The organism is Blastomonas sp. RAC04, from assembly GCF_001713435.1.
Taxonomy (GTDB): domain Bacteria; phylum Pseudomonadota; class Alphaproteobacteria; order Sphingomonadales; family Sphingomonadaceae; genus Blastomonas; species Blastomonas fulva.
In genome coordinates, this window is record NZ_CP016460.1 from 1,217,577 (window position 1) to 1,242,443 (window position 24,867).

A 24,867-nucleotide genomic window follows, 5' to 3' on the forward strand; every position below is an offset into this window, starting at 1 on the left:
CTTTTCGACGAGCGTGTTCCGGCGTTCATGCCGACAGTGTTCGTCAGATGACTGATGGTGCCACCTGGCGCGCTTGCAAGGCACCCTGACGCCGGGGTTATTCCGACGCCAGGGCGCATCCATCATAGAAAGCTCAAGCCGCTTTGCCGTGGCAGTGCTTGTACTTGCGGCCCGATCCGCATGGGCACGGGGCGTTGCGGCTGATTTCGCCCGAGAACAGCTCTTCCGACGCCTCGGGCATCGGGGACTGGCGCGGGGGCAGCGTGGCTGCGACCGTGCCCAGCGTGCCGCCGTCGATGTCCGCGCTGTTGTCCTCACCGGTGAACGGATCGAAGTGCGTGGTCAGGAAGTCGGGCAATTCGGGCAGCGAGGGCACTTCGGGCTCGCGGATTTCCAGGCTCATGATCGTGCCGGTAACGTCCTCGCGGATCACCTCGAGCATGCGTTCGAACAGGCCGAACGCCTCGCGCTTGTACTCGTTGATCGGCGTCTTCTGGGCGTAGGCGCGCAGAAACACGACCTGACGCAGCGCGTCGAGCGTCGCCAGATGCTCCTTCCAGTGGTGGTCCAGGCTCTGCAGCAGAACCGACTTCTCGATCGAACGCCACATGCCCTCTTCGACCTGGGTGGCCTTTTCGTTGACCTTGGCCTCGGCCATCTCGCGGATGCGTTCCTCGATCATGTCGGGTTCGATCACGTCTTCCTGCAGCCAGGCATCGATATCGGGCTCGATTCCCAGCACCTCGGACACGCGCGCCTTCAGGCCGGGCACGTTCCACTGTTCGGGATAGGTTCCCGGAGGACACGCTTCGCCGACGATCGCATTGACCGTGTCGTTGCGCATGTCGAGCACGACATCATCGACTGCGTCGGCATCCATGATCTCGGCGCGCTGCTCGTAGATCACCTTGCGCTGGTCGTTCATCACGTCATCATATTCGACGACCTGCTTGCGGATGTCGTAGTTGCGGGCCTCGACCTTCTTCTGCGCGGTCTCGATCGCCTTCGACAACCACTTCGATCCGATCGCCTCGCCATCGGCGAGGTTGTTCTTCATCATGCGCGAGAACAGGGTATCGGGGCCGAAGATGCGCAGCAGATCGTCCTCGAGGCACAGATAGAAGCGCGACAGGCCGGGGTCACCCTGACGACCCGAACGTCCGCGCAACTGGTTGTCGATGCGGCGGCTTTCGTGCCGCTCGGTGCCCAGCACGAACAGCCCGCCGGCTTCCAGCACCTTGGCCTTCTCGGCGGCAACCTCTGCCTTGATCGCCGCGATCGCGGCATCGCGCTCGGGACCTTCGGGCATGTCGCGCAGTTCGTCATCGACGCGGTATTCGACATTGCCGCCCAGCTGGATGTCGGTGCCGCGGCCCGCCATGTTGGTGGCGATGGTCACCGCGCCCATGCGTCCGGCCTGCGCGACGATCCGCGCTTCCTGCTCGTGGAAGCGGGCGTTGAGCACGCTGTGCGGCACGCCTTCCTTGTTGAGATATTCGGACAAAAGCTCGGACTTCTCGATCGACACCGTGCCCACCAGCACCGGCTGACCGATCTGGTTCTTCTCGCGGATGCCCTTGGCGATCGCCTGGAACTTGTCGGCGGTGTTCTTGTAGAACTCGTCTTCCTCGTCGATGCGGCGGATCGGGTTGTTGGTCGGGATGGTGACCACGTTCATCTTGTAGATGTCGAAGAACTCGGCCGCTTCGGTCGCCGCGGTGCCGGTCATGCCCGACAATTTGGGGTACATGCGGAAATAGTTCTGGAAAGTGATCGAGGCCAAAGTCTGGTTCTCGGGCTTGATCTGGACGCGTTCCTTCGCCTCGACCGCCTGGTGCAGGCCGTTCGACCAGCGACGGCCATCCATCATGCGTCCGGTGAACTCGTCGATGATGACGATCTGGTCGTCCTTGACGATGTAATCGATGTCGCGCTTGAACATCACATTGGCCTTGAGCGCCTGGTCAAGGTGATGGACGATCTGGGTGTTCTCGACGTCGTAGAGGTTGCTGCCTTCGAGCAAGCCGGCTTCCTCGAGAAGGCGCTCGGCCTTCTCGGTGCCGTCCTCGGTGAGGATTACCGAGCGGGCCTTTTCGTCCTTCTCGTAATCCTTTTCGTCGAGCTTGAGCACGATCGCATCGACCGCGATGTACATCTCGGACTTGTCGTCGGTGGGCCCGGAGATGATCAGCGGGGTGCGCGCTTCGTCGATCAGGATCGAATCGACCTCGTCGACCACCGCGAAATTGTACGGGCGCTGCACCATCTGGCTGCGCTCGTGCTTCATATTGTCGCGCAGGTAATCGAAGCCAAGCTCGTTGTTGGTCGCGTAGGTGATGTCGGCGGCATAGGCCTCGCGCCGCGCCGTTTCGCCCAGATTGGGGACGATCACGCCGGTGGTCAGACCCAGGAAGCGATAGACCTGGCCCATCCACTCGGCGTCGCGCGCGGCGAGGTAATCATTGACGGTGACGACGTGTACGCCCTTGCCCTCGATGGCATTGAGATAGCAGGCGAGCGTCGCGACCAAGGTCTTGCCCTCGCCGGTGCGCATCTCGGCGATCTCGCCCTTGTGCAGCACGATACCGCCGACCATCTGCACGTCGAAATGGCGCATGCCCAGCGTGCGGATCGATGCTTCGCGCACCGTCGCAAACGCCTCGGGCAGGATGTCGTCAAGTGTCTCGCCCGCGGCGAGACGGTCCCGGAACTTCTGCGTCTGGCCGCGAAGTTCATCGTCGGACATCGGCGAGATCTGGGGCTCGAAGGCGTTGATCTTGTCGACGACCTTGAGCAGGCCCTTGACGTAGCGGTCGTTGGCGGACCCGAAAAGCGATTTGGCAATGGCGCCGAGCATGGCGGAATTCCTTAAATACGAAGCGATGGGGATTTGCCGACACGCGCGAAAATTGGCGGTACGGCGAGCCTTTGGACAAGGCAGGATGGGGGCGGCGCACCGCAGTGCGCGCATGGGTGGCAGGCCGACAATGCAGCCGCAAAACCCGTCAGCGGTCTATTGCAACAGCCTGTCGGACCGGTGAACGGTCAACGCCAGAGCGCGCCGGGTCGGCTTGGGCGCCCAGCGCATCGCAGGCATGCTGGCAAGCACCAGCGGCAGCGCGACGGCAACGAGCAGAACGGCGGCGATGGCCACATTCGGCCTGACATCATCGGAATTCCAGGCACCGCGCAGCGCGCCGTCGCCTTCCGCAATCGCAGGTTCTGCCACACGCACGCCGTCCGTGACCGAAAACCCGGTTAGGATGGCCAGCAAGGCAAGAAGCAGCTTCACGGTACGATGATTATCCCTGACGAGCCCGGTACATAGGCATTGGTGGCAGCTTCGTCCAATGTTTTGCTGCGCGGTCGCTGCAGGCCGCCCTCACCCGACCTCCGGATCGAAGGCCTGGGAATCGAAGGCGCCAAAGCTCAGGTGCTTGCCGGCGTGCAGGTTGCCCTGTTCCATCTGCAGCTCGAGCCGCTCGCAATCGCGCCTGCGGAACTCCTCGACCACCCGATCGGCCATCACCGGATCGATGCCGGTGCGCAGCAGCGCGGTGTGCGCAAGCTTGACCGAGGATTCAAACAGTTCGCGCTGGGCTGCTGCAATCGGCGCGTGCTTGAGTGCCAGCAGCTGGCGCCGATCAACCGCGCGCACGAAAATCTTGGCATCGGGAAAGGCATGCGCGATGGGCTCGACCTGGTCGGGCCCGAACTCCTTGTCGTCCATGCAGAAAAGCAGCGCGTCGGCATGCTCGGCGCCCGCGCGCCGCAGCAGGTCGATCCGCGTGCCGTCCCCGTAAAAGACCTTGCGACCAAATTCGCCGCTCAGCCTGATCTGGTCCGGGTTGATGTCGATCAGGGTGACCGACACGTTTGCCCCGGCAAAGATCTGCGCGACCGCCTGGCCAAAGCGCCCGTGCCCGACAACGATGGCGCTCGATTGCCGCGCCTGCTCGGGATCAACCATGTCATCGGTTCCCGACCCGCGAACGCCGCCGAAAAAGCGCGTGAGCAGCATCAGGAACGGTGTAGTGGCCATCGACAGCGTGACGATCGCCCCAAACCTGCTCGCGGCCTCGGGCGCGATCAGCAGCGCGGCCTGCGCTTCGGCGAACAGCACGAAGGCGAATTCGCCGCCCTGGCTGAGCAGCAGGCCCAGCACCAGCGCCGCGCGCGTCTCCATGCCGAACGCCTTGGCGAGCCCGAAGATGATCGCGACCTTGATGCCCACCAGCGCCAGCGCCATCGCAACGATGAACAGCGGGTTGGCCATGATCACGCCGATGTCGAGCATCATGCCGACGCCCAGGAAGAACAACCCGAGCAGGATCGACCGAAACGGATCGATGTCCGCCTCCAGCTCGTGCCGGAAGGGCGAGTCGGCGAGCATCACGCCGGCGACGAACGCCCCCAAAGCTGCGGAAATGCCGATCGAGTGCATCAGCGCGGCGCTGCCGAATACCGCAAACAGCCCGGCGACGATGAACAGTTCGCGCTCGGCGACCTTGCCGATTAGCTTGAGCAGCGGTGCAAGGCCGTAGCGCCCGGCGGCGACCAGCCCGGCGATCGCCGCCAGCGCATAGATCGCGGTCAGCCATCCCGGCGTCTGCGGTCCGGTCTGCGGCGCGCGCGACATCGCCGCGATGATGGTCAGCAGCGGAACGATCGACAGGTCCTGGAACAGTAGGATCGAGAATGCACGCTCGCCGGTCGGGGTGTTCAAGCGCCCCTGCGATTGCAGCAGCGGCAGCACCTGCGCGGTCGATGAAAGTGCCAGCGGAAGGCCAAGCCCCAGCGCCGCGCCCCAGCTGGAACCGGTGACGGCATAGACGAACGCCGCAAGCACGACGCCGCACAGCGCCACCTGCGACAGCCCCAGCCCGAAAATGTCGCGCTTGAGCTGCCAGAGCCGCGAGGGCGCGAGCTCCAGCCCGACCAGGAACAGCAGCAGCACGATGCCGATCTCGGCAAATCCGACGATCAGCTCGGGATCAGCCACGAGCTGCAGAACCTGCGGCCCGATGATGATCCCGCCGACCAGATAGCCCAGCACCGCACCCAGCCCGAGCCTGCGGAACAGCAGGACGAAGAACAGCGCTGCTGCGAGCAGAACCGTGCCCGACAGGAAGATATCGCCGCCATGCTCCATCAGCGATTTTCCATCTGGTGGGTGTCCGTTGCTGCAGGCGAATCCAGCGCCGCGACCACCGCGCGCCAGGGGAGCAGGATGGAACCATGCCGAGCGGGATAAGGCAAGGCGGTCTCCAGATGCTCGATTCCCGGCCAGTCCGGCATCGCCATGCTGGCTCCGCCGAAAAACGCGGTCAGCGCGTCTCGCACCACGACCAATTCTGCGCGGTCGCGACCGATGACATGGCTCGCAAGCACCGCAGCCGAGGCCTGTCCCAGCGCGCAAGCGCGTGCATCGATTCCGAAGCGCGCGATCTTGCCGGCGGCATCCGGCTCGAGCCCGACCCGCACCACTGACCCGCAGCTTTGCGAGCGCAGTTCGGCCTGTCGTGTAAGATCCTCGCTAAGCGGCCAGTCGCCGAGCGACACCGCCAGCGCCAGGATTTCGGGCGTGTAGAGGGCCTTAGCCACTACGGCTCTGGCCGTGCGGGTTATTCATCGCCCAGCAACTGCTGGTAGTCGTAGAGGTCGACGAGCGCGGTGCCGCTGGCGTTGAGCAGCGGGAATGTGCGGCTTTCGGTGATCCATTCGGGCTGCCCCTCGCCGGGCCAGATAATGTCGTGCACCATGGTGATCAGCAGATAGGCGAGCGTTGCCAGGATCAGCCCCTTGAGCGCGCCGAAACCGAAGCCCAGCACCCGGTCGATCGGGCCCAGCACCGATTTGCGGGTGCGCGCGCGCAGGCCGTGTGCGATGAGCTTGCCCAGCAGATAGACGCCCAGATACAGCCCGACCAGCGCCAGCGCCGCAGCGCCGCTGTCGTTGCCGACCGGTTCCTTGAGCATCGCGGTCACAGGCGAGTGGAACAGCCGCAAAGCGAAGATGCCCGCCACCCACGCGATCAGCGAGACCGCCGCGTGGACAAAGCCGTTCTTGAAACCCAGAATCGCGCCGCCCGCGAGCAGCGTCAGCACGATGATATCGAATGCGGTCATGAAGCGAACCGCTAGTTTCGCCCAAGCAGTTGGTCAACGAGATTTGCCAGCCGGGCATAGGATGTCAGCCGCATTCCGCTGCTTTCGCCTGCCCCCTTTGCCGTCACGCTGGCTGGCACCAGCGCCTTTTCGAAGCCCAGCTTGGCCGCCTCGCGCAGACGCAAGCCAGCATGCGCGACCGGGCGCAGTTCGCCCGAAAGCGAAAGCTCGCCGAACACGATCGTGCCGGCACCGATGGGACGCTCCGACAGGGCCGAGATCAGCGCAGCGGCCACGGCGAGATCGGCGGCAGGATCGGACAATCGATAGCCGCCGGCGATGTTGAGATAGACTTCCGCGGTCGAGAAGCTGAGGCCGCAGCGCGCCTCCAGCACCGCGAGCACCATGGCGAGGCGGCCCGAATCCCATCCCACGACCGCGCGGCGAGGGGTCGCACCGCTCGACAACCGCACGGTCAGCGCTTGGATCTCGACCAGCACGGGCCGGGTGCCTTCCAGCGCGGGGAACACCGATGTGCCGGGCATCTGCGCATCGCGATCGCTCAGGAACAGGCTGGAGGGGTTGCCGACCTCGGACAGCCCCTCCTCCTCCATCGCGAACACGCCGATCTCGTCGGTCGCGCCGAAGCGGTTCTTGATCGAGCGCAGGATGCGGTACTGGTGGCTGCGTTCGCCCTCAAAGCTCATCACGGTATCGACCATGTGCTCAAGCACGCGCGGGCCCGCGATGCTGCCGTCCTTGGTGACGTGGCCGACCAGGATCACCGCGCAGCCGGTGTCCTTGGCAAAACGGATCAGCTCCTGCGCCGATGCGCGTACCTGGCTGACGGTTCCCGGCGCACCCTCGATGAGGTCAGAGTGCATCGTCTGGATCGAATCGATCACCAGCATCACCGGCGTCGGCATCGCGCGCAGCGTGGTCAGGATATCGCGGACCGATGTCGCCGAGGCGAGGTCGATCGGCGCATCGGCGAGGCCCAGCCGCAGCGCGCGCAGGCGGACCTGATCGGCCGCCTCCTCGCCGCTGATATAGACGATGTGATTGCCCGCCTTGGCCATGTTGGCAGACGCCTGCAGCAGCAAAGTCGATTTGCCGATACCCGGGTCGCCGCCCATCAGCACCGCTGAGCCTGCCACCAGCCCGCCACCCAGCGCGCGGTCAAACTCGGCAATTCCGGTGGGGATGCGCGGTGGCAAGGCGACCGCGCTGTCGAGCCGCGAGAGCGCGATGCGGTGTCCGCCGGTCTGCAGATCGTGGCGTGCCGAAAAGGCGGTTGGAGCCGATTGCTCGACCAGCGTGTTCCATTCGCCGCAATCGGCGCACTGGCCCTGCCAGCGGGTGGCGACGCTGCCACAGGCCTGGCAGACATAGGTTTTGCGGGGCTTTGCCATGGCTGCGGCATAGCTTGAACAAAACTGGAACGCAATTGCCGCTTTGCGCTTGCCATCGACCGTAACATAGATAGCGTTTGCACGAATATCCGCGTGCGGCCATCGCACCCAGAAAGGTCCCTGTCCCAGCCTATGCGCCAGAAGGAACTCCGCATTGCCCTGGTCTGCTATGGCGGCATCAGCCTTGCGGTGTACATGCACGGCATCACCAAGGAAATCTGGCGCGCCACCCGCGCCAGCCGCAATTTCCATGCCGGCGAGCCCCCCGCCAGCGGCAGCCAGGGGGTGTACCGCGATCTGTTCGAGACGATGGCTTCGCATGCGCAGATCCGGCTGAGGCTGCTTCCAGACATCATCTCCGGGGCGAGCGCGGGTGGGATCAACGGCGTGTTTCTGGCGCAGGCTTTGACCAGCGGCCAGTCGCTCGAACCGCTGACCCGGCTGTGGCTCGAATGCGCGGATATCGATCAGTTGCTCGATCCCGATGCACGGCCCTGGTCGAGGTTCACCAAGTTCTGGGCGCAACCTCTGGTGTGGCTGCTGTTGCGCAGACCCGGCGGCGCGCTCGATCGCAGCGTTGCACCCGAGGCGCGAAGCGAGGTGCGCACCAAGCTGTCGCGGCTGGTGCGTGCGCGCTGGTTCGCGCCGCCGTTCAGCGGCACCGGCTTTTCGGCGTTGCTGTATGATGCGTTCGAGGCGATGGCGGCGACCCCGGCAGGTCCAAGGTTGATCCCGATCGGCCAGCCGCTCGACCTGTTCGTCACCGTGACCGACTTCAAGGGACATCTCGAGCGGTTGCGACTGAACAGCCCTGCAGAGGTGGTCGAGACCGAGCACAGGCTGTCGATCGGCTTTCGTTATCTGCGCGGGCGCCACGACGCGCTGGCGGATCCTGCCGAACTGGTCTTCGCCGCGCGCGCGACGGCCAGCTTCCCGGGCGCCTTCCCGCCGTTCAACGTCGCCGAAATGGACCGGATGCTGAAGCGGCGCGAGAAGCTGTGGCCGGGCCGCGAAAACTTCCTGCGCCGTGTCTTCCCGCAGCATCACGAGGACGGACATGGTGAGAGCGCGGTGCTGATCGACGGATCGGTGCTCGCGAACGCGCCATTTGCGCAGGCGATCGACGCGCTGAAGAACCGCCCCGCGCACCGCGAGATCGACCGGCGCTTCGTCTACATCGATCCCAAGCCCGATATCGTTCGCGGCATGGACCAGGCGCACCAGCGCGATGCGATGGGCCAGAGGCTACCCGGCTTCTTCTCGACCATCTTCGGCGCAATATCCGATATCCCGCGCGAACAGCCGATCCGCGACAATCTGGAAGGGATAGAGCGACGCACCAGCCGCGTGCTGCAGATGCGGATGATCACCGATTCGCTGCGCACCGAGGTGGAGGCCACGGTGAGCAAGCTGTTCGGCTATACCCTGTTCCTCGACAGCCCCACCCCGCGGCGGCTGACTAACTGGCGCAACAAGGCGCAGGACCGCGCCGCGCACATGGCGGGCTTTGCATATGCCTCCTATGGCCAACTCAAGCTCGCCTCGATCGTCGAGGATATCGTCGACACGCTGCGCCGCGCCTATCAGGGCCCCAAGGCGCTTTATGCCGAGCGGCTGCGCGAGGCGATCGGCGCGGAGCTTCGGCGCAGCGGGCTCGATCACCTCTCGGGCAAGGGCGGCGGTGCGAGCGAGGAGGCGATAATCTTCTTCCGCACCCAGGACCTGGGTTTCCGCATCCGCCGCTTGCGTTTTCTGGCGCGGCGGCTGGGCGAGGATATCGCGCAATCGGGCCGCACCCCGCCCGAGGCGGTGGTGGCGATGCACGACACGCTGTACACCTGCCTGTCGCATTATCTCGAGCGCGAAACGACCGACATGCTGGGCCAGGGATTTGCCGATATCGCGGCATCCGCGATCGACAACCCGGCGCTGGCGATTTCCGAACTCGCCAACCGCCGCGATCTGCGCGCTGCCGATGCGATCGTCGACGAGCAGCTCGCCAGCGCGCTGGCGATGCTCCCCAAGGTCAGCCGCAGATCGATGCTGCTCGCCTATCTGGGCTTCCCCTTCTACGATATTGCAACGCTTCCGCTGCTGCAGGGCGAAGGGCAGAACGAGTACGACCCGATCAAGGTCGATCGCATCTCCCCCGATGATGCCCAGTCGATCCGCGACGGCGGCGCGGATGCCACGCTCAAGGGCATCCAGTTCAACAGCTTTGGCGCCTTCTTCAGCCGCGCCTATCGTGAGAACGACTATCTGTGGGGACGGCTGCACGGGGCCGAGCGGCTGATCGACATCATTGCATCCGCGCTTCCGCCCGGCAGCGCCCTGCCCGATGCCGTTCTTGCAGATTTCAAGCGCCGCGCGTTTCTGGCGATCTGCGACGAGGAAGCGACACTGCTCACCACCGATCCCGGGCTGGTACCGGGCATCCGCAGCGAGATCGAAGCGCGGTTCGCTGGTTGATGCGCGCGCGGCCTGTTCCCTTTGCCGACTGCCATCCCTAATTAGGGGCGATGAACCGTATCGTATCGCGCTGGCTGATCCTGCCGTTGCTGCTGCTGGCCCAGGCGTGCAGCGCCTTTCCCTCGATGGCCGCATGGGATGGCCCCAAAAAGGGCGCGCCCGCGCTGTGGCACGTCAAGGGGCCTGGCGGAGAAGCCTGGCTGTTCGGCGGCATCCATGCGCTCCCTGCGAACATCAAATGGATCACCCCGAAGATGAAGACCGCGATGGACGCCAGCGACAGGTTGGTACTCGAAGTCGTGGGACTGGAAGATTCGGCTGAGATCACCAGGACCTTCCAGGCATTGGGCAACAGTCCCAACCAACCGCCACTCGCCGAGCGGTTGCCGGTCGATCTGCGCGCAGCGGGGGAAAAGCTGCGTGACAAGGGCCGGGTCAATCCCGCCAAGTTCGAGACGCTGGAAAGCTGGGCCGCCGCGATCACGCTGGCAGGCGCTGCCACCGCCAATCTGGACATGGTGCGCGAAGCCGGGGTCGAGCGGGTGCTCGCCAAACGCTATCGCAACCGCGACAAGGCGGTGATCGGGCTGGAGACCGCCGCGCGCCAGTTCACCTATTTCGACCAGCTGCCCGAGGCCGACCAGCGCGCGATGCTGGCCAGCGTCATCGCCGATGCCGACAATGCGCCTGCAGCCTATCGCGACATGGTGACCGGATGGCTGACCGGCGATGTCGCGAGGCTTGAGCAGGCCGCCAACCGCGGTCTGCTGCAGCGCCCGCAAGTCCGCGAGCAGATTCTTGTCCGCCGTAACCGCGACTGGGCGAACCAGATCACCGACATGCTCAAGCTTGGCGCGCGACCGTTCGTCGCGGTCGGGGCTGCGCATCTGGCGGGCGAAGACAGCGTGCAGACGCTGCTGGAAGCGCGCGGCTACACCGTCACCCGGCTGCAATAGCCGCCCGACCTGCGCTGGCCGCCACGACGCTTGCTTTTCGGGCCTTGTCCCCCTATAGGCCCGCCTTCTCCGACGCCATGGTCATCCCTGGAGGCGTGGCGCGGGGATTGAACGACCACCAAAAACTCTGGAGACAGTTTATGAGCGATACGCTTACCCTGTCGGCCCAGCTGCGTGATCGGGCAGGCAAGGGAGCCTCCCGTGCACTCCGCCGCGAAGGCCGTGTACCCGCCGTTATTTATGGCGACAAGAAAGAACCGGAAGCGATTCATATCGCAGAGCGCGAGCTGAACAAGCTGCTCGGCACCGGCCATTTCATGAACTCGATCGTTGAAGTCGAAATCGACGGCAAGTCGGTTGTCACGCTTCCCAAGGACGTGGCTTTCCACCCCGTGTCGGATCGTCCGCTTCACGTCGATTTCCTGCGTATCGCCAAGGGCTCGACCGTCGAGGTCTCGGTCCCTGTCGTTTTCGTCAACGAAGAAGCTTCGCCCGGTCTGAAGCGTGGCGGCGTTCTCAACGTCGTGCGTCACGAGCTGGAACTGGTCTGCGATGCAACCAAGATCCCCGATGAGATCGAAGTCGACGTGACCGGAACCGAAATCGGCGATTCGATCCACATCTCGGCCGTGACCCTGCCCAAGGGCAGCGAATCGGCGATCACCGACCGCGACTTCACCATCGCTACGATCGTCGCTCCCTCGGCGCTCAAGTCGAGCGACGGCGAAGCTGCCGACGAAGCTGGCGAGTAATTCTTCTTGCTGGCCCTCTCCCCCTCGTGGGAGAGGGTTGGGAGAGGGGAGTGTGGGGAGGGTGGCGCATAGGCCCCTCTCCCCGACCCTCTCCCCTTAAGGGAAGAGAGAGTTTTTCAGCATGCAAATCTGGGTCGGCCTTGGCAATCCCGGCGCGGAATATGCGATGCACCGGCACAATGTCGGCTTCATGGCGCTCGATACCATTGCCGATGTCCACGGCTTCGAGCCCCCCAAGCGCCGCTTCCAGGGCTGGGCCATGGAAGGCAGGCTGGGCAGCGAAAAGCTGCTGCTGCTCAAGCCCGCAACCTTCATGAACAAGTCCGGCCAGGCTGTGGGAGAGGCGATGCGCTTCTTCAAGCTCGAGCCTGAAGCCGTCACCGTTTTTCACGACGAGCTCGACCTCGCGCCGTTCAAGGTGAAGGTCAAGCGCGGCGGAGGCACCGCCGGGCACAACGGCCTGCGCTCGACCGAACAGCATATCGGCCCCGAATTCCGCCGCGTGCGCATCGGCATCGGCCATCCCGGCAACAAGGACCGGGTCACCCGCCACGTGCTGGGCAACTATCACAAGACCGAACTCGACGATCTCACCGACATGCTCGGCGCCATCGCCGCCGAAGCTGCATGGCTGGCGAAGGACGACGACGCACGCTTCATGAACGACGTGGCGCTGCGGCTGCAGGAATGACCGCGATGGCGAATCGTCGCTCGAACAACTCCGGCACCTGGCTGCTGCTCGCCTATGCCATCGCATCGCTTGTCGCCGTGCTCAGCGGTGCAGCAACGATGGTCTTCAATGGAATACCAGCCATCCGCTGGTCGCTGACGCTTGCAGCCTGGGGTGTCGGCGCGCTGCTGGCATATGGTATCGTCAAGGCAAGACCGCGCGGCATGGCATGGCCGGTGATTGCCATCGGCGGCGCGGTGACGGTCGCTGCGACCCTTGCGGGGCCCGATCAGCTGGGTGTCCATCGCTGGCTCGCCATCGGGCCGGTGTTCGTCAATGCCGCAGCCGTGGCTCTGCCCGCAGTGATCGTCGCGCTCGCGCGGATGGGACAGAGCGCCCGGCTGGCCCAGGCGGTCGCCCTGGGTGTCGCGGCCATTCTGGCGCTTCAGCCCGATGCGTCACAGGCCTGCGGATTTGCCTTCGCTTGCCTCGCCTGGTTGCTGCCTGATCGCGCGCCCAGCATAGCGGTTCAGGCCGTGGTCTTGATTGCGCTTGCTATCATTGCGACCTTGAGCCCCGATCCGCTGATGCCAGTACTCGAGGTCGAGCAGATCGTGTCGTTGGCGCTGTCCGTGCACCCGGCGCTCGCGGCACTGGCCGTTGCTGCGCTGTCGACGCTGCCCGTGATCCTCTGGAGGCTTGGCTCGGGTGGTCGTGCGTCCCGCGCGCTTGCGCTTTATGGTGCAGCAATCAGCATCGCCCCTGCATTTGGCTGGTTCCCCGTGCCATTGGTGGGCGCCGGCATGAGCTTTCCGCTCGGTTTGTGGATTGGCGTTGCACTGTTGGCGCAAGGCGGCGGGAGCGTTTCTCCCGGGCCAGACGGGTTGTTCAGGGACCGTGACGCGTAACTGTCATCTAGTGCGCGCCAATCCGTCATCGATCTGCCATCATGATCGCTTGAGAAACAGGCATCACCGCCGAGCGCCGGGACAGCACGGGGTTGATCGCGGCAGCATCTGACTGATTCTCGGGGGAATTGCCTTGTCACACCTGACCGACGCCGCGCGCGCGCCTTATCGCACCGACACCCTTGGTTTCGATCCATCGAACAGCCTGGAAGCGATCGTCGCTGCCAATCCCTCGCGCCGCCGGATCCTCACCAACGGCCTGATGGGTCTTGTCCTCGCACCGATGGTGGCCAATTGCGGCGGCGACAATGGCGCTGCGGGGAACCCGGTAACGCTGCCGCCCACCGCCGGTCCGGCGCCGACGCCTGCTCCCACCCCGGCCCCGGCCCCCAGCTTCTCGATCAGCTTCAATTCGGTGCCGGCCAACCAGAACGACCGGGTGACCGTCCCCACCCGCTATGAGGTCAACGTCCTGCTCAAGGCCGGTGATCTGATCGTGCCCGGAGGGGCGGCCTTCAACGGATCCTTCCCGACACCGGGCCAGGCGGAAAACTGGGCAGGCGGCAACCATGACGGCATGGAGCTGTTCGCAATTCCCAGTGTCGATCCCAACACCGCAGGCTTGCTCGCGGTGAACTTCGAATATCCTGATTTCAACATCCTAATGAGCGATGCCGAAGCTACCGCGGTCCAGGCGAATCCGGCAGCGGCCACAGCCACGCAGCGCCAGCTCGCGCTGTCAGCGGTCGGCGTGGGTGTGGTGGAAATCCAGCGCGGAGCAGACGGCAAATGGTCCGTGGTGGCCAATTCGCGGTTCAACAAGCGCTACAGTGGCAATTCCAACTATCGCGCGGGCGGTCCTGCTGCCGGTCTGCTCAGCACCAATATCAAGGGAACGCTGAACAACTGCGCCAGTGGTCGGACCCCGTGGAACACCTACCTCACCTGCGAGGAAACCACCGACAACTACATCGACCCCAGCCAGCCTGCGGAAAATTATGGTTGGGTGGTCGAGATCGACCCGTTCCTGGAGCTTGCGCCGCCGACCAAGCGCACCGCAATGGGCCGATTCGACCACGAGAACACCGCGTTCATGGCCAACGCCGATCGCCGCGTCGCCTTCTACATGGGCGATGATGCGACGCCGGGCTGCATCTACAAGTTCGTCTGCGATCGGGCGTTCAGCGCGACCAGCCGCGCAGCGAACATCGATATGCTCGATGTCGGTCAGCTCTTTGTCGCGCGATTCAATGCAGACGGCACCGGCGAATGGCGCCTGCTCCAGCAGGGCCAGAATGGCCTCGTTGTCGGCGCGCGTGATCCGGGCAACATCAGCCAGAGCACGACCCCGCCCACGCCCACCGTCGTCGATTTCCGTAACCAGGCCGATGTCCTGATCAACACAAAGTCGGCGGCGCGTGTTGCCGGTGGAACGGTGATGGATCGACCCGAATGGATCACCGTCGCCCCCGACAACACCGCCATTTTCGTTGCGCTGACAAACAACTCGGGTCGCCGGGTCACCGATGCCACCAATCCGCGCGTCACCAACCGCCACGGGCACATTCTGAAGATGCGCGAATCGGGCGACTCGCCGCTGGCTGGGTCGTTCACCTGGGAGCTGTTCCTGCTCGCAGGGGATCCCGCGCTGGCCTCTGGCGGCGCGAACCTCACCGGCAACATCAACGGCGACACCTTCTCCAGCCCAGATGGCATCCGCATCGACCCGCAGGGTCGCATGTGGGTGCAGACCGATCACTCGGTCCCGGGGACGTCGGGGGTCACGGGCGTGACCATCGACCAGGCCTTCGGTCATAACGCGATGTTCCATGTCGATCAGAAAACGAAACAGTCGAAACGGTTCCTGGTTGGGCCGCTCGGCTGCGAAATCACCGGGATTGCCTATACGCCCGGCCTCACCGACTTCTTCATCAACATCCAGCACCCTACCGGTAACTGGCCGGTCAATGGTGAAAAGCCGCGGTCCTCGACCATTGTTGTGACGCGCACGGACAAGCAGCCCGTGGGCAATTGAAGCATGCAGATCCCGTCGCCGGCATCGTTCGGCGGCGGGATCGCGGCGCTAACGCGTCGTCCTGCCAAATCGCGATTCAAGCCAGCCTACCGCAAAACCCAGTATGGCTGGAGCATCGACCAGCAAGGCGGCCGCGGCACCGATTTGTCCCTGCCATCCGCCGCCCGCAGCGACAAAGTCGCGGACAACTTCCTCGAAATAGTCGTCATCGAGCCCATCCACCACGGGATTTCCGGTGTCGAACTCCTCGACTCTGCGCCAGATCGTCCCGCCATCGGGATTGGCAAAGGGCACATCCCAGCGCACAATTCGCTTGCCCGGAATGCTGGCCAGATGCTCGGCATGGTGGAGCAGCGTCATTGTCTCCCAGGGCGCGCCGATCATCATCACCTTGCCGCGCGCTTCGACTAGCCTGGCAAGCGGGGTGCCGGAGCCATAGCCATAATCGATCGGGTGCGGATCGATCAGCCAGCGCGCCTTCGCCCCCAGCGCGGTCATCGACGGGCCGGGACTGGCGCTACGAAGCGCGCCGGGCGTGGTGCGCAGGAATTCTGGAAATGCGCCATTGTCGCGGATCGCGCGCGAGCGCGCCGGATCGAACGGCAGCACATGCGCGCGCCATTGCGGCAGGATATGCCCTTCCTCGTCGCACGCCCATTCAGGGGCGCCCTCCCAGTCGGCATAGGCCATCACCGTCCCGGCATCGCCGACCACCTGCCGAAGCGCGGCGATCAGCGTGTCCGGCCCGCCGATCATCGGACCGATGCTGCGCAGCCCGGCATGGACCATGACGATATCGCCCGGCGCAAGGCCAGAGGCCGACAGATCGGCGACAAGATGACCGAGGGTGACCGGAGGCGCCATGCAGGCATATCTATTGCGGTCTATGCCAATGACAAGCCACCAGTGCGCAGGCCCGGCCGTCAGGCTGGAGTTGATTGTCCGATGGCGCTAAGGGCGCAGCCATGGCAAAGACGAAGGCACTTCCATGATCTCTGCACCCCCCTATCTTGATGTCAGCGCGGAGGCGGGGCGGGATTTCATGATGCGCGCGCTCACCGGCCCGGTCGTGATGCTCAACCTGTTACGGTTCCGCGCAGAGGCGGACTATTCGGCGACACCGGAGCTTGCACCGGATGCGCCGATCAGCGGACGCGACGCCTTCATGCGCTATTTCGAGCACACGCTGCCCTTCCTGCAGGCGAGTGGCGGGTCGGTCGAGTATCTGGGCGATGGCGGAGCGTGGCTAATCGGGCCGGCAGGGGAACGCTGGGACGCGGTCATGCTGATCCGTCAGGCCAGCGTGGAAGCCTTTATTGCGTGGAACGGAGATGCCGCCTATCTGGCCGGAATTGGCCACCGTACGGCGGCGCTGGAAGATTCGAGATTGCTGCCCACCACGGCAAACACATTCGGCAAGGACTGATCAATGGGTTTCAAATGCGGTATTGTCGGGCTGCCGAATGTCGGCAAGTCCACCCTGTTCAACGCGCTCACCGAGACGCAGGCAGCGCAGGCGGCGAATTATCCGTTCTGCACGATCGAGCCCAACGTCGGCAACGTCGCGGTGCCCGATCCCCGGCTCGACAAGCTCGCGGCGATCGCGGGAAGCCAGAAGATCATCCCCACCCAGCTCGCCTTTGTCGACATCGCTGGCCTGGTGCGCGGCGCATCGAAGGGCGAAGGCCTGGGCAACCAGTTCCTCGGCAACATCCGCGAGGTCGATGCCATCGTCCATGTGCTGCGCTGCTTCGAGGATGACGACATCCAGCATGTCGAAAACAAGGTCGATCCGATTTCGGACGCTGAAACCGTCGAGACCGAATTGCTGCTCGCCGATCTGGAAAGCCTCGAAAAGCGCGTTCCCGGGCTCGTCAAGCGCGGACAGCAGGGCGACAAGGAATCGAAGATCGGCGCGTCGGTGCTCGGCAAGGCGCTCGAGCTGCTGCGCGAGGGCAAGCCTGCGCGGCTGACCGAGCCTGCCGACGAGGAAGAAGCACGCGTGCTCGCACAGGCGCAGCTGCTGACCTCCAAGCCGGTGCTCTATGTCTGCAATGTCGATGAAGGCAGCGCCGCCGAGGGCAACGCGTTCAGCGCGCGGGTGTTCGAAAAGGCCAAGGCCGAGGGCGCCGAAGCCGTGGTGGTCTCTGCCGCGATCGAGGCCGAGCTGATCACCATGGACATGGAAGGCCGGATGGAATTCCTCGCCGACCTCGGGCTCGTGGAGACCGGCCTCGCGCGCGTCATCCGCGCCGGATACGACCTTCTCCACCTGATCACCTTCTTCACCGTCGGCCCCAAGGAAGCGCGCGCCTGGACGGTCGAGGTCGGCTCTAAGGGTCCGCAGGCCGCAGGCGAAATCCACAGCGATTTCGAACGCGGCTTCATCCGCGCCGAGACTATTGCCTATGACGATTACTTCGCGCTCAATGGCGAGGCCGGAGCGCGCGATGCGGGCAAATTGCGGCAGGAAGGCAAGGAATATGTCGTGCAGGATGGCGACGTGCTGCACTTCAAGTTCAATGTCTGACAAACCGGGCCTGCCGCTGCTTGGCAGGTTGTCATCGAACTGCCAGACTTGACGCCTAAGGGGGACCGATCGTCGCTCCTTGCCATGAAGGACATCGCCTGATGCTTTCCCGCCGCTTGTTCATCGCCGCCGCTCCGCTCACCCTGATCGGCGCGCCGGGCCTGTTGCGCGCGCAAAGCGTGTTCCGAACCTTTCCGTTCGCGCTGGGCATCGCCTCGGGCGACCCGTCGCCCGATGGCTTCGTGATCTGGACCCGGCTCGCGCCCGATCCGCTCGAGCTGCACGGCGGAATGGCGATGACCCCGATGCCGGTCAAATGGGAGGTCGCCAGCGACGACCGTTTCACGACCATCGTGGCGGGCGGCGAGGTGATTGCGCGGCCCGAAATGGCGCATTCGGTGCATGTCGAGGTGGCGGGCCTGCAGCCGAACCGCCCCTATTGGTACCGCTTTACCGCGGGCGGCGAGCGCAGCTTCATGGGCCGCGCGCGCACTCTGCCGATGGCCGGCGCCGCGATGGACAGGCTCAAGTTCGGTGTGGTCGGATGCCAGAACTACGAGGACGGATATTTCGGCGCGTACAACCATCTGGCGCGCGAAGAGCTCGATTTCGTCTTCCATTATGGCGACTATATCTACGAATATCGCGGCAGCCCGACGCGCGCCAATTACTTCGGTGGCGGGCTGCAGGTGCCAGTGCGCCAGCATGCGGGCCAGGCGCTGTACGACCTTGCCGATTATCGTCAGCGCTATGCGCAGTACAAGACCGACACCGATCTGCAGCGCGCGCACGCCGCGCACAGCTTCTTCCCCACATTCGACGATCACGAGATCGAGAACAACTGGGTCGCAGGGATCAGCGGTGGCGACGATCCGGCCCCGGCAGAGGCGTTCGAGCTTCGCCGCGCCGCAGCGTTGCAGGCGTGGTACGAGCATATGCCGGTTCGCAAGGTCAACATGCCGCGCTTCGGTGGCGGACAGTTCCATCGCACCGCACGTTTCGGCAATCTGGCGGAAATCCAGCTGCTCGACACCCGCTCCTATCGTAGCGACCAGGCGTGCGACGATGGCTTCAAGCCGCTGTGCGAGGGCGTCAACGACAAGACTGCGCAGGTGCTGGGCGCCGAGCAAGAGGCCTGGCTAGCCAAGAACCTGTCGCGCAGCCAGGCGCGCTGGAACTGCCTCGGCCAGCAGATCATGATGATGAGCCTCGACAGGCGGCGCGCCGCCAACGAGGACACCCGCATCGCCAACATGGACAGCTGGGCCGCTTACGAGGTCCCGCGCCAGCGGATGCTCTCGCGCATGGCGGGCCTCGGCAATGTCATCGTGCTCACCGGCGACGAGCACCAGAATTTCGTCGGCGATCTGGTCCATCGAGACAATGTGGTGGGCACCGAAATCGTCGCGACCTCGATCAGCAGCGGCGGCGACGGAGCGGACCTGCGCTATGGCAGCGAGCAGATGATGAAGAACAATCCGGAACTCAAGTTCCTCAACGACCAGCGTGGCTATGTCGTGTGCGAGGTCACCCCCGATGCGTGGCTCAGCCACTTCCAGGTGGTCGACAAGGTTTCGGTCCGCGCCAACACCATGAAGCGCCGTGCCACTGCGGAGATTGCACATGGCGTTCCGGGCGCGCGGATGACGGGCCTGTCGGCATGATCGCAAGGCTGCTGGGCGCGGCGTTGCTGTGCGTAATGGCGCTGGTGCATCCCGCAGTTGCGCAGCACGCCAGCCGGCCTGTCACCATCCTGGTCTCGATCGACGGGATGCGCCCCGATTATCTCGATCGCGAGTTGACCCCCAACCTCACCGCGCTGAAGGCAAAGGGCGTTGCCGCTGCGATGCGCCCCAGCTTCCCCAGCAAGACCTTCCCCAACCACTACACCATCGTCACCGGCAAGCGCCCCGACCGCAACGGCATCGTCGGCAATTCGATGATCGACCCAATGCGGCCGGGGCAGATGTTCAGCATGGGCGATGCCAGACAGGCGCTCGACCCGTTCTGGTGGATCGAGGCCGAGCCGGTGTGGGTCACCGCCGAAAAGGCGGGTCTGCGCACCGCGACCATGTTCTGGCCGGGCAGCGAAGTCGCGCACAACGACGTTCGCCCGCGCGACTGGATGCGCTTTGACCAGGCGATCAGCAACGAGCAGCGGGTCAATACCGTGCTCGACTGGATGCGCCGTCCGGCGAATATCCGCCCGCGGCTGGTGACGATGTACTTCGACACTGTCGATACCGCAGGCCATCGCTTCGGCCCGGACCGTTCGCCCGAGCTCGATGCCGCGATCTCCGAGGTCGATTCGCGCATCGGCGAACTCGTCCGCGGGGTCGAAGCGATGGGCGTGGCGGCGAACTTCATCATCACCGCGGATCATGGCATGGCGCAGACCGCCGAGGATCGCGTCATTCAGCTCGACGATATCCTACCGCGCGACACCTATATCGCGGTCGAAACAGGACCCTATGCGGCGATCGAACCCGCAGCCGGCACCGACTCCAGAGTCTTTGACGCTCTGCTGCAGAAGCGCGAACATATCGTTTGCTACCGCAAGGAAGAGCTGCCCAGCCACCTGCATTACGGCAAGAACCCGCGCGTCGCGGCAATCATCTGCATCGCCTCCAACGGCTGGACGATCCTGGCGGGCCCGCCGCGGCATCCGGTGACCGGTGGCGCGCATGGCTATGATCCGACCAATTCGGACATGCACGCAATGTTCATGGCATTCGGCTCTTCGATCCGCCCCACCGCCAGCCTGCCGCTGTTCGACAATGTCGATGTCTATCCGCTGATCGCGCGGCTGACCGGGTTCGAGCCGCTGCCCTCGGATGGCGATGCGAAAACACTCTGGGGCATCGTCGCCCGATAATTCCCTTGCAGTTTGAAGGTTGCCAAACGAAACTGATGCCCATGATATACTATGAAGATCTCGAAATCGGCGTCACGCAAAGCTTTGGCCGTTATGACGTCATCCGCGAGGAGGTGATCGAATTCGCCTCCAAATACGATCCGCAGGAGTTTCACCTGAGCGACGAAGCCGCGGCCAAGACCCATTTCGGGCGGCTGTCGGCGAGCGGCTGGCACACCTGCGCGATGACCATGGCGATGCTGGTCGCCAACCTCAAGGAGCACAAGCAGGCGGGGCTGGGTTCGCCCGGGATGGATGATCTACGCTGGGTGAAGCCGGTCTATCCTGGCGACACGCTGCGCTGCGAAACCTGCGTGATCGAAAAGCGCCGCTCCAAGAAGCGCCCAGACATGGGGCTGTTCAAGTCGGACCTCACCGTGTTCAACCAGAACGACGAGCCGGTGATGACAATGCGCAGCAACGGGCTGATCAAGGTCCGCAATCCCGACGCACCGATCGAGGACTAACGCCGCTGGAGCCTCAGTTGCAGGCCCAGTAACCGTCCTGATAGGTGAATGCCGGGCCATCGGTATCGCTGACCTGCATGCTGGCGGCGCTGCCCGCAGAATCCTTGCCCGATGCCGAGACCATCAGTATCACGCCCTGCGCTGCGAAGCTGCCCCCGGTTGCCGCCACTGCACCCGAAGGCGCGACGTCGATCTGCCTGCCCGCGACCGAGATGATGCCCTTGCCGCCGGTCTTGCTCGCCACCAGCACGGGAAGCGCGCCCTTGGCGGGGCTGAACTTGCACGCACCGCTGTCCATCCCCGCCGCGCTGATCGCGCTGGACAGCAAAGGCTCGAGCTTCGATCCCTCGGCATCGACCGCCTGAAGCCCGGATTGCGGAGCAGCAGGACCGGTCACCACAGGCGCTGGAACAGGCGAGGCTCCGTCGGCTCCATCAAGCGTCACCAGCGTATCGTCGGCAGGCTTTTCGCTGCTGCACGCGGCGAGCAGGGCAAGCGGGAACAGGAGGGCGAGGCGCATGGGGAGGCTCCGGGTACGAGGATGATGGCGCGCCTATAGCGTGACAGCTAGCGAGACGAAACCTTCATGGTTTTCCCCTACCGCTTGCGGGAGGGGAGAGAGTGATGCCATCACTTACGCCCGAACAGCCTCTCGATGTCGCCATGCGCCAGCTTCACCCAGGTCGGCCGCCCGTGGTTGCACTGGCCGGAATGCGGCGTGATCTCCATCTCGCGCAGCAGCGCGTTCATCTCGGCGACCGAGAGCACGCGGCCTGCGCGGACCGACCCGTGGCACGCCATGGTCGAGGCGACCAGATCGAGCCGTTCCTTGAGCGACAAGGCGGCATCGAACGCGCCCAGCTCGTCGGCGATGTCCTGCACCAGCGCGTGCACGTCCCCGCCGCCCAGCATCGCGGGGGTGGCGCGCACCAGCACTGCCGCCGGGCCGAAACGCTCGACCTCAAGCCCGAAATCGGCAAGCTCGGCAGCGCGCTCCTCGATCCGGTCGCAGGCGGTCTCGTCGAGTTCGACCACCTCGGGGATCAGCAGCGCCTGCGCCGCAACGCGCCCGCCATCGGCCGCCTTGCGCATCCGCTCGAGCACCAGCCGTTCGTGCGCCGCGTGCTGATCGACGATCACCAACCCGTCCTCGGCCTCGGCGACGATATAGGTCTTGGCGATCTGCCCGCGCGCGATGCCCAAAGGATAGCGCTCGGCCATCGGCACCGGTGAATAGGACGGCTCGGCGCGACCCATCGGCGCTGCGGCGATATAGGGCTGGCTGCGTTCGGCAACCCCGGCGGCGGCGAGCCAGGCAGGCTCCTGCGAGGGGGCTGTCGCGATGGGCGCGGGGCTGAACATGTCGCGTTCCGGCAGCGGCGCGGGTGCGGCAGGCTCGCTCTGCCAGCGCGCCAGCGCGCCTTGTGCCGGACGCTGCACCGCACGGAACCCGCCCTGATCGAGCGCGCGCCTTAATCCTGAAACGATCATCCCGCGCACCATCGCGGAATCGCGAAAGCGCACCTCGGTCTTGGCGGGGTGCACGTTGACGTCGACATCCTGCGGGGCAACGTCGAGGAACAGCGCCACCACCGGGTGCCGGTCGCGCGCCAGCATCTCGGCATAGGCCGCGCGAACCGCGCCCACCAGCAACCGGTCGCGCACAGGCCGGGCATTGACGAACAGGAACTGGTGATCGGCAACACCCCGGTTGTAGGTCGGAAGCCCGGCCACACCGGTGAGTTTCAGCCCTTCGCGCTCGAAATCGAGCAGCACCGCGTTATCGGCCAGGCCGCGCGCAGTGAGCGCCGCGATCCGCGTCAGCCTCGCTTCGCCCGCTTGCACCGAAAACACGCGTCGCCCGTCCGATTCGAGGCTGAACGCAATGTCGGGGCGCGCCATCGCCAACCGCTTCACCACATCGCTGCATGCGGCATATTCGCTGCGCGCCGAACGTAAAAACTTGCGACGTGCAGGGACGCGCGCAAACAGGCTGTCCATGCGGATCCGGGTACCGGGAGGCAAGGAGGCGGGGCCGTCCTCGACCACATCGCCATGATCGACAACCCGCCGCCAGCCATCGCCATCCGCGGTCCGGCTGGCGATCGACAGCCGCGCGACGCTGGCGATGCTGGGCAGCGCCTCACCGCGGAAACCCAGCGTTGCCACCAGTTCTATCGCATCGTCGGGCAGTTTTGAGGTGGCATGTCGCTCGAGCGCCAGGGCAATATCGTCAGGCGACATTCCGCAGCCATTTTCGATGACCTCGATAGAACCGAGCCCGCCGTCTTCCAGCGCGATCGCAATCCGGTCCGCGCCTGCGTCGATCGCGTTTTCAACCAGCTCCTTCAACGCACTGGCTGGTCTTTCCACCACTTCGCCTGCTGCGATCCGGTTTATCAGCGCGTTTGGAAGCCTTCGTATTGACATGGTCCCGGTCCTAGCCCAAGCGCGGCTTGGACGCGACTCCCGAGTTTCCCGCATATCCACGCTTGGTCTGGCCGGGCTCTCGGGTTAGCCTCCGCCCTGGGAAAATTGCGCACTCTTCTGGCTCGATCGCCGCTTTCACCTCTTTAGAATTTGGAAAGTCTGCATGTCGTTCATCTCCAAACTTTTCCGGTTCGGTTCGCACAACATGGCGATCGATCTGGGCACCGCGAACACGCTTGTCTATGTGCAGGATCAGGGCATCGTCCTGAATGAGCCCTCGGTGGTCGCCCTGGAGACGATCAACGGCATCAAGCGGGTCAAGGCCGTGGGCGTGGATGCCAAGATGATGATGGGCAAGACCCCGGATTCGATCGAGGCGATCCGCCCGCTGCGCGATGGCGTCATCGCCGACATCGAAGTCGCCGAGCACATGATCAAGTATTTCATCCAGAAGGTGCACGGCAAGCGGAGCATGTTCTCTTATCCCGAAATCGTGATCTGCGTCCCCTCGGGGTCCACCTCGGTCGAGCGCCGCGCGATCCGCGATGCGGCATCGAATGCCGGTGCCAGCCAGGTGATGCTGATCGTCGAACCGATGGCCGCTGCGATCGGTGCCGACATGCCGGTGACCGAACCGATCGGTTCGATGGTCGTCGATATCGGCGGCGGCACCACCGAAGTTGCCGTGCTCAGCCTGCGCGGTCTCGCCTACACCACCTCGGTCCGCACCGGCGGCGACAAGATGGACGAAGCGATCGTCTCCTATGTCCGTCGTCACCACAATCTGCTGATCGGTGAAACCACCGCCGAGCGGATCAAGAAGGACTTCGGTGTCGCCGTCGCGCCTGCTGACGGCATCGGCCACACCATCCAGATCAAGGGCCGCGATCTCGTCAACGGCATCCCCAAGGAAATCTCGATCAACCAGGGCCAGATCGCCGAAGCGCTGTCCGAACCGATCAGCACCATCGTCGAAGGCGTCCGCATCGCGCTGGAAAACACCGCGCCCGAACTCGCCGCCGATATCGTCGACCAGGGCATCGTGCTCACCGGCGGCGGCGCGCTGATCCAGGGACTGGACGCACATCTTCGCGAAGAGACCGGCCTGCCGGTTTCGGTGGCGGAGGATCCGCTGACCTGCGTTGCCATCGGCACCGGGCGCGCCATGGAAGATCCGATCTTCCGGGGCGTGCTGATGACCGCCTAAGGACATCACA

Annotated in this window: 21 protein-coding genes; 12 read left to right on the plus strand and 9 right to left on the minus strand. The window is 64.6% G+C overall.

The genetic code is table 11. The features are described from left to right. Positions 1-133: 133 nt before the first annotated feature. The 6 genes from secA to radA form a co-directional block, all read right to left on the minus strand. Positions 134-2,857, minus strand: a complete 2,724-nt coding sequence (secA, locus tag BSY18_RS06915) for a preprotein translocase subunit SecA (RefSeq protein ID WP_069050095.1) — start codon at positions 2,855-2,857, stop codon at positions 134-136. A 156-nt stretch (positions 2,858-3,013) separates the two neighbouring features. Continuing rightward, positions 3,014-3,292: a hypothetical protein gene (locus BSY18_RS06920; protein WP_069050096.1), complete on the minus strand. Its 279-nt coding sequence runs from the start codon at positions 3,290-3,292 to the stop codon at positions 3,014-3,016. A 90-nt stretch (positions 3,293-3,382) separates the two neighbouring features. Next, positions 3,383-5,152, minus strand: a complete 1,770-nt coding sequence (locus tag BSY18_RS06925) for a monovalent cation:proton antiporter-2 (CPA2) family protein (RefSeq protein WP_054135386.1) — start codon at positions 5,150-5,152, stop codon at positions 3,383-3,385. After that, the gene (locus BSY18_RS06930) at positions 5,152-5,604 is read right to left on the minus strand and encodes an iron-sulfur cluster assembly scaffold protein (protein ID WP_069050097.1); all 453 of its coding nucleotides are present in this window, start codon (positions 5,602-5,604) and stop codon (positions 5,152-5,154) included. Before BSY18_RS06930 ends, BSY18_RS06925 begins: the two co-directional genes overlap by 1 nt. A 20-nt stretch (positions 5,605-5,624) precedes the next feature. Then, entirely contained in the window at positions 5,625-6,128 is a 504-nt protein-coding gene (locus BSY18_RS06935) for a CvpA family protein (protein ID WP_069050098.1), read from the minus strand. A gap of 11 nt (positions 6,129-6,139) precedes the next feature. Next, positions 6,140-7,519 (minus strand): DNA repair protein RadA, encoded by a 1,380-nt coding sequence (gene radA, locus BSY18_RS06940; RefSeq protein ID WP_069051763.1) that lies wholly within the window; start codon positions 7,517-7,519, stop codon positions 6,140-6,142. Between the two features lie 132 nt (positions 7,520-7,651). Here radA and BSY18_RS06945 point away from each other — a divergent pair, with 132 nt between their 5' ends. The 6 genes from BSY18_RS06945 to BSY18_RS06970 all read left to right on the plus strand — a co-directional run bounded on the left by BSY18_RS06945 (position 7,652) and on the right by BSY18_RS06970 (position 15,309). Beyond that, positions 7,652-9,988, plus strand: a complete 2,337-nt coding sequence (locus tag BSY18_RS06945; protein ID WP_069050099.1) for a patatin-like protein — start codon at positions 7,652-7,654, stop codon at positions 9,986-9,988. A gap of 50 nt (positions 9,989-10,038) precedes the next feature. Continuing rightward, positions 10,039-10,944 carry a TraB/GumN family protein gene (locus BSY18_RS06950; protein ID WP_083231353.1) on the plus strand — a complete coding sequence of 302 codons (906 nt, stop codon included), beginning with the start codon at positions 10,039-10,041 and terminating at the stop codon, positions 10,942-10,944. Between the two features lie 140 nt (positions 10,945-11,084). Then, a complete protein-coding gene (locus BSY18_RS06955) occupies positions 11,085-11,696 on the plus strand; it encodes a 50S ribosomal protein L25/general stress protein Ctc (RefSeq protein WP_150126227.1) in 612 nt (203 codons plus the stop codon). Positions 11,697-11,817: 121 nt separating this feature from the next. Further along, positions 11,818-12,387 carry an aminoacyl-tRNA hydrolase gene (pth, locus tag BSY18_RS06960; protein ID WP_069050101.1) on the plus strand — a complete coding sequence of 190 codons (570 nt, stop codon included), beginning with the start codon at positions 11,818-11,820 and terminating at the stop codon, positions 12,385-12,387. 5 nt (positions 12,388-12,392) lie between these two features. Next, positions 12,393-13,274, plus strand: a complete 882-nt coding sequence (locus tag BSY18_RS06965; protein ID WP_150126228.1) for a hypothetical protein — start codon at positions 12,393-12,395, stop codon at positions 13,272-13,274. A gap of 133 nt (positions 13,275-13,407) precedes the next feature. Then, positions 13,408-15,309: a PhoX family protein gene (locus tag BSY18_RS06970; protein WP_069050103.1), complete on the plus strand. Its 1,902-nt coding sequence runs from the start codon at positions 13,408-13,410 to the stop codon at positions 15,307-15,309. A gap of 48 nt (positions 15,310-15,357) precedes the next feature. On the opposite strand, the gene aac(3) is transcribed toward BSY18_RS06970, so the two are convergent. Next, positions 15,358-16,173 carry an aminoglycoside 3-N-acetyltransferase gene (gene aac(3), locus BSY18_RS06975; protein ID WP_069050104.1) on the minus strand — a complete coding sequence of 272 codons (816 nt, stop codon included), beginning with the start codon at positions 16,171-16,173 and terminating at the stop codon, positions 15,358-15,360. Between the two features lie 124 nt (positions 16,174-16,297). Between aac(3) and BSY18_RS06980 the strand changes: the two genes are divergently transcribed. From BSY18_RS06980 to BSY18_RS07000, 5 genes are all read left to right on the plus strand, one after another. Then, complete coding sequence (locus BSY18_RS06980; protein ID WP_069050105.1) at positions 16,298-16,735, plus strand: DUF1330 domain-containing protein; 438 nt, start codon at positions 16,298-16,300, stop codon at positions 16,733-16,735. 3 nt (positions 16,736-16,738) lie between these two features. Continuing rightward, a complete protein-coding gene (ychF, locus tag BSY18_RS06985) occupies positions 16,739-17,839 on the plus strand; it encodes a redox-regulated ATPase YchF (protein WP_069050106.1) in 1,101 nt (366 codons plus the stop codon). A 101-nt stretch (positions 17,840-17,940) separates the two neighbouring features. After that, positions 17,941-19,503: an alkaline phosphatase D family protein gene (locus tag BSY18_RS06990; protein ID WP_069050107.1), complete on the plus strand. Its 1,563-nt coding sequence runs from the start codon at positions 17,941-17,943 to the stop codon at positions 19,501-19,503. Further along, on the plus strand, positions 19,500-20,714 hold the full coding sequence (locus BSY18_RS06995; RefSeq protein ID WP_069050108.1) for an alkaline phosphatase family protein: 1,215 nt from the start codon (positions 19,500-19,502) through the stop codon (positions 20,712-20,714). The genes BSY18_RS06990 and BSY18_RS06995 overlap by 4 nt, the downstream gene beginning before the upstream one ends. 41 nt (positions 20,715-20,755) lie before the next feature. Next, positions 20,756-21,220 carry a MaoC family dehydratase gene (locus BSY18_RS07000; protein WP_069051765.1) on the plus strand — a complete coding sequence of 155 codons (465 nt, stop codon included), beginning with the start codon at positions 20,756-20,758 and terminating at the stop codon, positions 21,218-21,220. Between the two features lie 13 nt (positions 21,221-21,233). On the opposite strand, the gene BSY18_RS07005 is transcribed toward BSY18_RS07000, so the two are convergent. Both BSY18_RS07005 and mutL read right to left on the minus strand, forming a co-directional pair. After that, positions 21,234-21,740 (minus strand): hypothetical protein, encoded by a 507-nt coding sequence (locus tag BSY18_RS07005; RefSeq protein ID WP_069050109.1) that lies wholly within the window; start codon positions 21,738-21,740, stop codon positions 21,234-21,236. A gap of 110 nt (positions 21,741-21,850) precedes the next feature. After that, on the minus strand, positions 21,851-23,650 hold the full coding sequence (gene mutL, locus BSY18_RS07010; protein WP_069050110.1) for a DNA mismatch repair endonuclease MutL: 1,800 nt from the start codon (positions 23,648-23,650) through the stop codon (positions 21,851-21,853). A gap of 163 nt (positions 23,651-23,813) precedes the next feature. On the opposite strand from mutL, the gene BSY18_RS07015 reads away from it, so the two are divergent. Next, the gene (locus BSY18_RS07015; RefSeq protein ID WP_017670842.1) at positions 23,814-24,857 is read left to right on the plus strand and encodes a rod shape-determining protein; all 1,044 of its coding nucleotides are present in this window, start codon (positions 23,814-23,816) and stop codon (positions 24,855-24,857) included. Positions 24,858-24,867 lie beyond the last annotated feature (10 nt).

Bases quoted from the DNA above. Each gene is read 5' to 3' on its own strand.
- pth (WP_069050101.1), top strand. From the start codon at position 11,818: ATGCAAATCTGGGTCGGCCTTGGCAATCCCGGCGCGGAATATGCGATG.
- secA (WP_069050095.1), bottom strand. From the start codon at position 2,857: ATGCTCGGCGCCATTGCCAAATCGCTTTTCGGGTCCGCCAACGACCGC.
- mutL (WP_069050110.1), bottom strand. From the start codon at position 23,650: ATGTCAATACGAAGGCTTCCAAACGCGCTGATAAACCGGATCGCAGCA.
- ychF (WP_069050106.1), top strand. From the start codon at position 16,739: ATGGGTTTCAAATGCGGTATTGTCGGGCTGCCGAATGTCGGCAAGTCC.
- BSY18_RS06950 (WP_083231353.1), top strand. From the start codon at position 10,039: ATGAACCGTATCGTATCGCGCTGGCTGATCCTGCCGTTGCTGCTGCTG.
- radA (WP_069051763.1), bottom strand. From the start codon at position 7,519: ATGGCAAAGCCCCGCAAAACCTATGTCTGCCAGGCCTGTGGCAGCGTC.
- BSY18_RS06955 (WP_150126227.1), top strand. From the start codon at position 11,085: ATGAGCGATACGCTTACCCTGTCGGCCCAGCTGCGTGATCGGGCAGGC.
- BSY18_RS07005 (WP_069050109.1), bottom strand. From the start codon at position 21,740: ATGCGCCTCGCCCTCCTGTTCCCGCTTGCCCTGCTCGCCGCGTGCAGC.
- BSY18_RS06965 (WP_150126228.1), top strand. From the start codon at position 12,393: ATGGCGAATCGTCGCTCGAACAACTCCGGCACCTGGCTGCTGCTCGCC.
- BSY18_RS07000 (WP_069051765.1), top strand. From the start codon at position 20,756: ATGATATACTATGAAGATCTCGAAATCGGCGTCACGCAAAGCTTTGGC.
- BSY18_RS06995 (WP_069050108.1), top strand. From the start codon at position 19,500: ATGATCGCAAGGCTGCTGGGCGCGGCGTTGCTGTGCGTAATGGCGCTG.
- BSY18_RS06925 (WP_054135386.1), bottom strand. From the start codon at position 5,152: ATGGAGCATGGCGGCGATATCTTCCTGTCGGGCACGGTTCTGCTCGCA.
- BSY18_RS06980 (WP_069050105.1), top strand. From the start codon at position 16,298: ATGATCTCTGCACCCCCCTATCTTGATGTCAGCGCGGAGGCGGGGCGG.
- BSY18_RS06945 (WP_069050099.1), top strand. From the start codon at position 7,652: ATGCGCCAGAAGGAACTCCGCATTGCCCTGGTCTGCTATGGCGGCATC.
- BSY18_RS06935 (WP_069050098.1), bottom strand. From the start codon at position 6,128: ATGACCGCATTCGATATCATCGTGCTGACGCTGCTCGCGGGCGGCGCG.
- BSY18_RS06990 (WP_069050107.1), top strand. From the start codon at position 17,941: ATGCTTTCCCGCCGCTTGTTCATCGCCGCCGCTCCGCTCACCCTGATC.
- BSY18_RS07015 (WP_017670842.1), top strand. From the start codon at position 23,814: ATGTCGTTCATCTCCAAACTTTTCCGGTTCGGTTCGCACAACATGGCG.